The following is a 10640-nucleotide window of genomic DNA, read 5'->3' as shown; positions in this document are numbered from 1 at the left end:
AATTAACACACTTTCTAAAAAATAGCAAATTTCAAAAATAAGTCCTTATGGTAATTAGCTACTAATAGTTGTTGCTGGAGAAAAAGTCACTATGATAGTCATCACAGCAAGAAATTTCCAAAGGATCTCAACAATATCATTGGTTTGGTTTTTTTCAAACATTCAACAACTGATAAAATTAGCTATTTTCGAGTTAAATGTTACTTTTGATAACGATAATTATGTAAATAAGCTGTCCATATGGGCAGCTTATTTTATTTTTCCGCATAGCTTAGGTTATTTTGCAAAATGCTGGTGGTATCCCTATACAGTTACTCATAAATCTTGTACTGTGTAACTCAAAAGAGAAAGTGAAACGAAATCAATGATATCAAGGGATTTGGCGAAGGGGTCAGTTACACACAATATAAGATATGGGTAAGTGGTAGTATCAAGGAATTGAATGGTGTATATACATAAATATAAAATGTAAGGGGGAGGTAATTGTGATTCATGTTAAATGAAGAACTATTAGAAGCAATAATTAGATACAAAAGGAATAGTGGAAAAAATCCTGATGTGTTAAAGCTAAATCCAACTTATTTTAGAAATATTCTAGAAGAATTGAATTATCCAGAGTGGATTATTAAAAAGAAAATGTCAGAAATGAAAAAAAGTATATTCGGTGTACCAGTGGAATTAACAGATGCAGTGGAAAAATTTGAACTATGAAAAGGGTGGCAGAGTCGTGACCGCTTTTTGGCAGGAAATGTGTCGGTTATTTTGGAATTAACGTGTTATATTTGTATTGTGGGAAGTGGCGGGAAACACAACTCACTATGTTGTTTCTAAAATTCTAAACGGTTCGTAATGATGGCACATAAAATCCGAAACCAGCAGATGGTAACGATTGAATGATACCGTTATTAAGGAGAGCTTTTGCTCTTCTTCCAGCTACTTAATAATGTTGGTGCAGAGAAACGTAACAACATTAGGTGGTTGGAAGAAGAATAAAACTTCAATTACCGTAGTTAAAGTACAAATTAATACTTAATGAAAAAAGCATCCGAATGGGTGCTTTTTATTTTGGAGGAGGATGAATGATGGATTTAACATTAGAAGGTTTAGAAAAGTGTTTTAATGAAGCTGTGGATGGAGGGGCGGAGTATGTTGCTGTTGTAATTGAAGTGACCGGATTCCTAAGTGATGAAGTGATTATTAATAGTAAGCATAATATCGCTGCAAAATTAGAGTATTATAAGAAAACATATAATGATGATTTAGAACATAGATATGCTTCAGGTATTCGTATTATAGGATTTGTACATGGATATTCATTTTCAGGAATTCAACGTGATTTAGGATTATCAGTGGAATAATGATTAAACCAGTAGCAATTATCGTAGGCGCTGCCGTGATCGGTTTAGCGTCTTATTTATTGTTAAGTAAAGATAGGTAGAAAATATAGGCTAGTAAACAAGCTGTTTTTGACTTTTAAACATAGAATATGATGAAGTTCTATTTTTAAGAGGAGGTAATCAGATTCATGGGATGTAATGGTGATTTCAGACATTTTCGAGATTGTGATAGATTTTGGGATGATTTAATGTTCTGTAGACGCAGACGTAGGGATTTTGACGATTGTCGTTGCAGACGTGATCGTGACTGCGATTGTGATGAATGTCGTCGCAGACGTAATCAGCATCATGACTGTGATCATGATAAGCGTCGAGATTGGTAAATTCCTTTGGAAGAGTGCTTTGAAGAAAAGCACTCTTTTTTTGTTCAAGAATTTTCTGGTCCTATTTGTTAAGGGATGATAAGGGGTAATGTGTGAGCATAAGTATCAAGTGTTAGGGAGTGAAACGCAAACATTCTTTGCTGATAGTGGGCAAGTAGCTATTGATGTATCTGCTACATTCTTTTATGAAAAGTGTCTTGATATTCAATATCGTGAGGAAAGAATTAATCCAGGAGTGATTGAAGTCAATGACTAGACATTACTTAATCAATACATTAGTTAATTGGCGTGAGAGTATCGAAAAACTCCATATGAATTATTCATTACAACATTTAAAGGATCATTTGCAAATGAGTGATGAAGAAGCTTTAGAAACATATCAAGAAGAACTCGTACCACTATTATCAATGGGTTATAACTGGTATGAATATAAACATCCGAAGTTACGTGAGTTATTAGGAGAATGGTAAGGAGTGAGGATAGATGAGTAAGGTTTCTAGATGTTGTTTAGTTTGTGACTATCAAATTAAAACGTATCATTCGCCAGAAGATGAATATCAAGAAGTAACTGTTTGTCCGAAATGTAATGGTGCTTTTGTAGATATGTTTAAGCTAGGGAAGTACAAACAATCTAACGAGAGTGTAGAACCCTTATTACAAATTGTACAATCAGGTATCAATGCTGTTCCTGTTGTACTGTACAAAGGTAAAGAGATAAAGGGAAGAATAAGGGTTAGCTTTGATTGGTAGATCATGTACTTACATTCACATCGAACATATAGAAGATACCGAGGAACGTATTAACACAAAGATCATACAGCACAATCATCCTATTGTGGAAGAAGAAATGGAACTGATATATGCGGACGGAAGAATATAAAACCAAACAACAGAAGCGTAAGTTCTATGACAGTGGTGAGTGGAAGAGTATACGAGAGCAAGTAAAGAAGCGTGACAACTATGAATGCCAGGAATGTAAACGTAATGGTCGAGTACAAACAGACATGAATGAATACAGTGAGAGTGCAAAGCGTAAGAAGATACAACTAGTTGTCCATCATATAAAAGAACTAGAACATCATCCAGAACTTGCATTAGAAATGGACAATCTCGAAACAGTCTGTGTGGATTGCCACAATAAAGAACACGGTAGAACATTCAAAAAGAAACCGAATAAATGGGAAAACGATGAAAAGTGGTAAAAATGGTTCGATAATAATACCCCCCCTTAAAAAATCCTTCAAAAATTGCTCTAAGGGGCACCGGAGGAGGGGGTCGATTTTTCAAATTTATAACCAAATTCGCGCGATATATCAAATTGGAAAACGATGTAAATCAGAAGGGAGGGATATTGTGGCTAGAGTGAAGCGTGAAACAATGAGAAAAAGGATTGAAAAGGATTTAACAAATCAATTAAAAGAAAAAAAGATTGTAGGTAATCATTATACTGACTTAATTCAAGACTATTTATCGTTGTGGGATTTAAAGTGTATTCTTGTTGATGATATTGAAGAAACAGGAATAAAAGTATCTGGCATGCATGGTCCGAAATCCAATCCTTCTATTAATGATTTACATAAAACAAATGATCGAATGATAAAGATTTTAGATGCACTTGGATTAGAAGCATCGGCAGAAGAAAAGAAAGTTCCTTCAAAACCTGTGCGCTCAGTTAAAGATTTAACATGATTCAAAATAAATATGTCACTGAATATATTGAGATGTATCACGCAGGGAAAATTAAGCTGAATAAAGAGCGCATAATGCTAATTGAGTACCTGGAGAAATACATTTTAATACGCGATGATTTGTATTTCGATAATGAAATGCATGAGGACTATATAAAATTCACTGAGAAATGGTACTTTGAATTGCAAGCATTTCAAAAGTTCCTAACAGCATTTGTTTTTCTTTTCTATAAAGAAGATGATTCTGTTTTTTACGAGCAATTTTTAATTATGATGGCTCGTGGTGGTGGGAAAAATGGTTTAATTTCATCGTTATGCCATTTCTTTATTAGTCCGCTACACGGAATAGATCGATACAATGTTTCAATTGTGGCGAACAACGAGAAGCAGGCTAAAGTTTCTTTCCGTGAAGTCTATGATGCTATTAAAGGAAAAGAAATACTAGAAGATATGTTTTATCGAACCAAGGTAGAGATACTGAGTAACGATACGCAAAGCATTATGCAATATCATACATCTAATGCTGGTTCTAAGGATGGACTTCGTGACGGTTGTGTTATTTACGATGAAATACATCGATACGAAAACTTTGATGTAGTAAATGTATTCTCTAGTGGACTTGGAAAAGTGCCAAATGCTAGAGAATTTTTTATTGGTACAGATGGCTTTGTCCGCGACGGATTCCTGGACAAAACGAAAGAGCGAGCGATGAACATTCTAAAGGGAAAAGATTTAGAAGATCCATTATTCCCTTTCATTTGCAAGATAGATAATCCAGAAGAAATTGATAATCCTGATGTATGGGAAAAAGCGAATCCGATGTTTAGTGAGCCGAGAAGTTCTTATGCTAAACAATTATTTAAAAAGGTATTAACTCAATATAAACAATTAGAAAATAATCCTTCAAACCGTGAAGAATTCATCACAAAACGTATGAATTACCCTGAAACAGATTTAACAAAGTCTGTAGCTTCATGGGAAGAAATCATGCGTACTGGTTTTGAAGAAGATGGAGAAACGCTTAGAGAAGTTCCTGATTTAAAACATAAAGTAGCTGTAGGTGGACTCGACTTCGCCAGCATTAAAGACTTTGCTGCGGTTGGTTTACTATTTAAACATGGTGAGGATTATATTTGGAAAGGTCATTCATTTGTACGTAAGGGATTCTTAGATAAGGTGAAATTAAAAGCACCTATTTATGAATGGGCTGAAGATGGTTTGTTAACTATTGTGGACGAACCGGTTATCAATATCTCTCATATTGTAGATTGGTTTGTAAAAATGCGTGAGATATACGGATTTAACACAATAGTAGCTGATACTTTCCGTCTTGATCTTGTTAAAACAGCACTTGAAGCTGAAGGTTTCATATTGTTGTATATTCGTAATCCAAAAGCGATACATTCTCTTTTAGCTCCAAGAGTTGAAACGTTATTTGCAAACAATCGTATCATTTTTGGAGATAATCCATTAATGCGTTGGTACACCAACAACGTCTACGTCCACATAAAAAAAGACGGCAATAAAGAATATTTGAAAAAAGATGAATTTAAGCGCAAAACGGATGGATTCCAAGCTTTTATTCATGCATTATGGCAAGCGGATAACATTCTTGTGGATGAATTCGACTTTATGTTAGATGGTATTAAATTCTAATAAAGGGGGCGATAATCATTGGATGGCTGGATACGGTATTTAAAAGAAATAGTGAAGTAGGATTTATGTTTGATGTGGAAATGTTTATCGATAAAGCAAATAGATTACACATGAAACGACTAGCAATTGATACCTGTATATCCTTTTTAGGTAGAACAATTAGCCAGTCAGAATTTAGAGTTAAAAATGGTGAAGAATTTGAAAAGGATGAGCTTTATTACCGATTAAATGTTAGACCGAATAAGAATATGACAGCAAGTACCTTTTGGGAGAGTTTCATTTATAAACTTATTTATAATAATGAAGCGCTAATTGTACAAGCTGATGATGGTGATTTACTTATTGCTGATGACTTTGAGCATAACGAATACGCTGTGTTTGAAGATACTTTTACAAATGTCACCGTAAAAGATTATCAGTTTAAAAGAAGTTTTAAACAAAGTGAAATCATTCATTTAAGATATCGGAATGACAAGTTATCACCGCTTATTGATGGGCTTTTTGCTGATTATGGTGATTTATTCGGTAGGATATTAAGCTCTCAAAAACGTAAAAATCAAATTCGTGCCACAGTTGATATGGACATGCTTGCTGCAAAGAGTAAAGATCACCAAGCAAAACTCCAAAATTTCATTGATGACATGTATAAAGCGGTTGGGGAAAATGATATTGCTATCATTCCGCAACAACCAGGCTTTAAATACGAGGAAACATCGGGTGGTGTAAACTCGGGTCAAAGTGTGGAAGAAATCAATAAAGTAACGAACGGTTTCTTAAATCAAGTTGCAATGGCTTTTGGTATTCCAACAGCTTTGATATATGGTGAAATGGCTGATGTTGAGAAGCAAACGAAAAATTATATGCTTTTCACAGTGAAACCTTTATTAAAAAAGATTTCTGATGAAGCAAACGTTAAATTTTTTGAAGAAGAAGAGTATCTTTCAGGTCAAAAAATTGAAGTTAAAGCTGTTTCTTATCAGAGTATATTTGATCTCGCTACAAGTATTGATAAACTCGTTTCTTCAAGTGCATTTACAGGAAATGAAATTCGATTAGAAGTAGGATATGAAATTTCAGATGATCCTAATTTAAATACACATCATATTACGAAAAACTATACAAAACTAACTGAATCTGAAGGAGGTGAGAAACAAAATGACGGTGAAAATTGACGTTAAAGGCCCAATTATTTCAAATGATGAAGCGTGGATTTATGATTGGTTTGAAATGGATGCTGCAAGCCCAGGTAAGATTTCAAAAGCGCTTGATGATGCAAATGGCGATGACTTAGTTGTATCAATTAATAGTCCTGGCGGTTATGTACACGAAGGTTCAGAAATTTACACAGCGTTGAAAAATTATCCTGGTCATGTGGAAGTTCAAATCGTTGGATTAGCAGCAAGTGCAGCTTCTGTTATTGCAATGGCTGCTGATAAAGTCCGAATTTCTCCAACTGCACAAATCATGATTCATAACGCTTCAATGTGGAATGGTGGAGATCATCGTGATATGTCAAAGGCTGCCGAAATGCTAAAAACAACAGATCGAGCAATTGTAAACGCCTATGTCATTAAAAGCGGTAAGTCAGAAGAAGAACTACTTAATATGATGGCTGAAGAAACTTGGATGGGTCCGCAACAAGCATTAGAAAATAACTTTGTGGATGAAATCATGTTTATGGAGAATCCAGTTAAAATGACAGCTTCAACTGCTACTGTTACCATGCTTCCACAGAAAGTAATCGATGGTTTTAGAAATGGAACAATGAATAAAGGCCAAGGGATTACAAAAGAGGATTTAAACATTGCTTTATTAGGCCTAAAAAACGAAATCCTAAACGATTTACAAAACAATAAAGAAGAACAACCAAAGGAGCCGAATCCTAAACCTGTAAAAAACAGTGGGATTAAAGGGCTCCTTTTAAAATTATAAAAAAACGGAGGAAACACACAATGGTAATTAAATTTAATAAATCTGAAGCATTTAATAAAGCGAAAGCAAAGTTAACGGATGCTTTAACTAATGGAGAAAGTACAGAGCAAGAACAAACGGCAGCGTTTGAAGGTTTCTTTGATGCAATGCAAACGGATGTAATCAGCACAGTTCGTAATCAGTTAAATGATGAAATGTTAGATCGTTCTATTCTTCAACAACGCGGTCAAAATGTATTAACTGCAGCAGAAACAAAATTCTTTAATACAGTTGTACAAGAAGGTGGATTTAAAGATGGTTCTATCTTGCCAGTAACTACACAAGAACGTGTATTTGAAGACTTAGTTAAAGAACATCCATTACTGGATGCTTTAGGACTGCAAGATTTAGGAGCTGTAACTAAGTTCATTTATTCTGATGCAACAAAAGCATATGCATGGGGAGAATTATTTGGGGAAATTCGAGGGCAAGTAAATGCAGCGTTCCGAGAAGAAAAAATTGGTCAACTTAAATTAACTGCATTCGCAGCTATTCCAAATGACATGTTAGATCTTGGCCCAGAATGGGTTGAACGTTATGTTCGAACTCTATTAGTAGAATCTTATTCAGTAGGTTTAGAGTTTGGCTTTGTAAATGGTGGTGGATCAGTAGCACATCAACCTGTAGGTTTAATAAAAGATGTAAATGCAACTACAGGCGCGGTTACTGATAAGAAATCATCTGGTACATTAACATTTGCTCCTTCTCAATTTGGTGAAGTTGTTGCTGGAGAATTATATGAAGTAGTAAAAGCTTTATCAACTGATGCGAAAGGAAAATCACGAAAAGTCTTAAATAACATCGTAATGGTTGTAAATCCTGTAGATTCAATTGGTGTACAAGCTCGCAATACAATTCAAACCTCAACAGGTCAATGGGTAATGGCATTACCTTATAACATTCAAACTGTAGAATCTGAAGAAGTGCCAGTTGGTAAAGCATTATTCTTTGTAAAAGGTCAATATCTTGCAGCGATTGCAGGTGGATACAAACTTAAAAAGTTTGACCAAACATTAGCAATTGAAGATGCTATGCTTTATACAATTAAACAGTTTGCTAATGGTAAACCAAAAGATAATAAAGCAGCTCTTGTTTATGATTTGAAAATTTCTTTTACACCACCAACTCCACCAGTAACTAAATAAGGAATGATGTGAATGGATAAGGTAATTTCAAATGAAATATTACAGCAATTTAAAGATAGGATGCACTTAGGAGATGAGGAAGATGATAACCTAAAGCGCATCCTATCTACGTCTAACAAGGCATTACTTAGGGTTTGTGGGAATTATGATTTAAATAAAGACGAGGAGTTCAAAGAATTAGTCTTTGAACGTTCTCGTTATGTCTATAACGATGCATTAGAGTATTTTGACAAGAATTTTTTAAGTCAGATTAATAGTTTAGGTATCGATAAAGCATTAGAAGAGATTAAATTGGACGGTGATTAATATGCGTCCTTTTCAGTACAAGAAACCACTGAATACAGGTGATTGTAGAAATCGAATTATTATTGAGCAACCTGAAGTAATAAAAGATGATTTGAATCAAGAAGTTGAAACAGGTAATTGGCAAGAAGTAAAAAAAGCATGGGCAATGATAAAAACAGTAAAAGGTTCAGAGTACATTGAAGCTTCGGCTTCACAGTCTACACGAATTTATCGGTTTGTGATGCCTTATACAACAGGTATTACAGAATTAATGCGAATCAATTTAAAAGGTCGTATCTTTGACATTATCGAACCGCCAATGAATGATGATGAAATGTATCAAACATTGACTATTATCGCAAAGGAGCATACTTAATATGAATGATTTTGCGAGTGAGATTGCTAGAGAATTACAAAGATATGCAAATGTTGTGGAAGAAGAGTTAATGATAGCAGAAGAAGTAGTAGCTGATGTCGCTGTAGAAAAATTAAGGCAAGGTAGCCCTAAAAAAACAGGTGCTTATCGTAAAGGATGGCGTAAGAAAAAAGAAGGTAATGGTTTTGTCGTTCACAATACAAAAGGACAATTAACACATCTTTTAGAAAAGGGACATGCGAAAGTGGGTGGGGGCCGTGTACCAGCACAAGTTCATATCCTTCCAGTTGAACAGTATGTAATTGATGAGTTGCCAAGACGTATTGAAAGGGCGATTCAACAATGACGTTAGGTGAATTAACAAAAATCCTTGAGGCTACAGGTTATCCTGTGGCTTATTCGCATTTCACAGCAACGCCGACCAAGCCAGTTCCAGCGCCACCTTATATATGTTTCCTTGTGGATGGATCAGCAAATTTAATGGCAGATAACAAGGTGTATCACAAGATAGACGATGCAAATATTGAGCTTTATACAACTAAAAAAGATTTAGTTGCAGAAGCCAAACTAGAACAAATCCTAGACGATCATGAGATTCCTTATGACTCGTATGAGACTTTTATTGAATCTGAAAAGATATATCAAAAAAATTATGAAACGAGGTTGATATAAATGAATGAAAACAAAGTAGCTTTTGGTCTGAAAAATGTCCACTATGCACTCTATGACATTAAAGATGGTGTAGTTACATTCAGTACACCGATACGATTACCAGGTGCGGTTGAATTAACATTTGATCCACGAGGGGATTTAATTGAGTTCTATGCAGATGACATGCTTTACTACGCAGCAAGTAATAACCAAGGGTATGATGGCACTCTATCAATCGCTCATATTCCAGAGCAATTTGCAATTGATGCATTAGGTGAGGAATTAGACGAAGAAGATGGTGTTTTAAATGAATTAGCCGATGCAAAAGGAAAATCATTTGCGTTATTATTTGAATTCGATGGCGATGTAAGAGCGACTCGACACGTTATGTTTAACTGTTCAGCAAGTCGTCCAACACTTGCATCTAAAACGAAAACAAATTCAGCAGAGCCTAACACAAATGAACTTAAATTTGTATCAAGCCCTATTGATATTAATGGAAAACGTATGGTTAAAACGAAAACTACAACTAAATCAAAACAAGAAATTTATGATAATTGGTACAAAAAAGTGTATACAAAAGTACCTGCATTACCAAAAGGGGCGTAAGTGAATGGAAAAGACAATTACAATAGACGGAAAAAAAGTTAGATTAAAAGCTACAGCAGCAACAGTTAAACGATATAAAGCGCAATTCAGACGTAATTTATTTGCAGATTTGATGGGTTTAGGGGCAATTAGTGCATTAACTTCACCAGATGGCTCACAACAACCTCTTGATATGTCTAATGTTGATTTAAGTAATGTGGATTTTGAGCTTATTTATGATTTAACTTGGTTATATGCTAAAACCGCTGATCCCAATATTCCTGATCCTATGGCGTGGTTGGATGAATTTGAAGAATTCCCAATTGAAGAAATTATGCCCGAAGTCATGGAATTAGTTCAACTCACTATGGGAGCAAAAAAAAAATAAAGAAAAATAATGGAGAGCAGGGGACATTTAGTGATGAAGAATTTACTACTGAATTGTTTCTTGCTCTTTGTTATAAAGCAAATTTAACACATGGTGATTTAGAAGAAATGACCGTTGGTGATTGTTTTGATTACATTTCTGAATTTGCCGAACTAGAAAATCCAGATAAAGA

The 10640-nt window shown here is 34.7% G+C and carries 16 protein-coding genes and 1 pseudogene; all 17 read left to right on the top strand.

Annotated elements, in window-relative coordinates; translation table 11 throughout:
* The first annotated feature begins 492 nt into the window (after positions 1 to 492).
* The 17 genes and pseudogenes from HFD78_RS23255 to HFD78_RS23175 all read left to right on the top strand — a co-directional run bounded on the left by HFD78_RS23255 (position 493) and on the right by HFD78_RS23175 (position 10468).
* Complete coding sequence (locus HFD78_RS23255) at positions 493 to 711, top strand: hypothetical protein (protein WP_000930962.1); 219 nt, start codon at positions 493 to 495, stop codon at positions 709 to 711.
* Between the two features lie 371 nt (positions 712 to 1082).
* Positions 1083 to 1358 (top strand): hypothetical protein, encoded by a 276-nt coding sequence (locus tag HFD78_RS23250; protein ID WP_000366404.1) that lies wholly within the window; start codon positions 1083 to 1085, stop codon positions 1356 to 1358.
* 450 nt (positions 1359 to 1808) lie between these two features.
* Positions 1809 to 1976, top strand: a complete 168-nt coding sequence (locus HFD78_RS23245; protein WP_000333211.1) for a hypothetical protein — start codon at positions 1809 to 1811, stop codon at positions 1974 to 1976.
* Positions 1969 to 2190 (top strand): hypothetical protein, encoded by a 222-nt coding sequence (locus HFD78_RS23240; protein WP_000196710.1) that lies wholly within the window; start codon positions 1969 to 1971, stop codon positions 2188 to 2190. The genes HFD78_RS23245 and HFD78_RS23240 overlap by 8 nt, the downstream gene beginning before the upstream one ends.
* Before the next feature lie 13 nt (positions 2191 to 2203).
* Positions 2204 to 2600: pseudogene (locus tag HFD78_RS23235) on the top strand (hypothetical protein).
* Positions 2581 to 2922, top strand: a complete 342-nt coding sequence (locus tag HFD78_RS23230) for an HNH endonuclease (RefSeq protein ID WP_001258475.1) — start codon at positions 2581 to 2583, stop codon at positions 2920 to 2922. Before HFD78_RS23235 ends, HFD78_RS23230 begins: the two are co-directional and overlap by 20 nt.
* A gap of 151 nt (positions 2923 to 3073) precedes the next feature.
* A complete protein-coding gene (locus tag HFD78_RS23225; RefSeq protein ID WP_000124846.1) occupies positions 3074 to 3409 on the top strand; it encodes a P27 family phage terminase small subunit in 336 nt (111 codons plus the stop codon).
* Positions 3406 to 5064, top strand: coding sequence for a terminase TerL endonuclease subunit (locus HFD78_RS23220; protein ID WP_000615655.1), 1659 nt, complete (start codon positions 3406 to 3408; stop codon positions 5062 to 5064). Before HFD78_RS23225 ends, HFD78_RS23220 begins: the two co-directional genes overlap by 4 nt.
* 65 nt (positions 5065 to 5129) lie before the next feature.
* The gene (locus HFD78_RS23215) at positions 5130 to 6236 is read left to right on the top strand and encodes a phage portal protein (RefSeq protein ID WP_000460642.1); all 1107 of its coding nucleotides are present in this window, start codon (positions 5130 to 5132) and stop codon (positions 6234 to 6236) included.
* Entirely contained in the window at positions 6220 to 6996 is a 777-nt protein-coding gene (locus HFD78_RS23210; RefSeq protein ID WP_000216390.1) for a head maturation protease, ClpP-related, read from the top strand. Before HFD78_RS23215 ends, HFD78_RS23210 begins: the two co-directional genes overlap by 17 nt.
* 20 nt (positions 6997 to 7016) lie before the next feature.
* Positions 7017 to 8180 carry a phage major capsid protein gene (locus tag HFD78_RS23205; RefSeq protein WP_000234853.1) on the top strand — a complete coding sequence of 388 codons (1164 nt, stop codon included), beginning with the start codon at positions 7017 to 7019 and terminating at the stop codon, positions 8178 to 8180.
* A 12-nt stretch (positions 8181 to 8192) separates the two neighbouring features.
* Entirely contained in the window at positions 8193 to 8486 is a 294-nt protein-coding gene (locus HFD78_RS23200) for a hypothetical protein (RefSeq protein ID WP_000361980.1), read from the top strand.
* Position 8487: 1 nt separating this feature from the next.
* Positions 8488 to 8841: a phage head closure protein gene (locus HFD78_RS23195; RefSeq protein ID WP_002197188.1), complete on the top strand. Its 354-nt coding sequence runs from the start codon at positions 8488 to 8490 to the stop codon at positions 8839 to 8841.
* A gap of 1 nt (position 8842) precedes the next feature.
* Positions 8843 to 9187 (top strand): HK97 gp10 family phage protein, encoded by a 345-nt coding sequence (locus HFD78_RS23190; RefSeq protein ID WP_000997555.1) that lies wholly within the window; start codon positions 8843 to 8845, stop codon positions 9185 to 9187.
* On the top strand, positions 9184 to 9513 hold the full coding sequence (locus tag HFD78_RS23185; protein WP_000172091.1) for a hypothetical protein: 330 nt from the start codon (positions 9184 to 9186) through the stop codon (positions 9511 to 9513). Before HFD78_RS23190 ends, HFD78_RS23185 begins: the two co-directional genes overlap by 4 nt.
* On the top strand, positions 9514 to 10101 hold the full coding sequence (locus HFD78_RS23180) for a major tail protein (protein WP_001004911.1): 588 nt from the start codon (positions 9514 to 9516) through the stop codon (positions 10099 to 10101).
* 4 nt (positions 10102 to 10105) lie between these two features.
* Complete coding sequence (locus tag HFD78_RS23175) at positions 10106 to 10468, top strand: hypothetical protein (protein ID WP_000415911.1); 363 nt, start codon at positions 10106 to 10108, stop codon at positions 10466 to 10468.
* Positions 10469 to 10640: the final 172 nt, after the last annotated feature.

It is taken from the genome of Bacillus sp. EKM501B (genome assembly GCF_011800505.1).
In the GTDB taxonomy this organism is placed as follows: Bacteria; Bacillota; Bacilli; order Bacillales; family Bacillaceae_G; genus Bacillus_A; species Bacillus_A cereus.
Note: the sequence above shows the minus strand (reverse complement) of the source record. Positions and strands in the feature narration are given on the sequence as shown.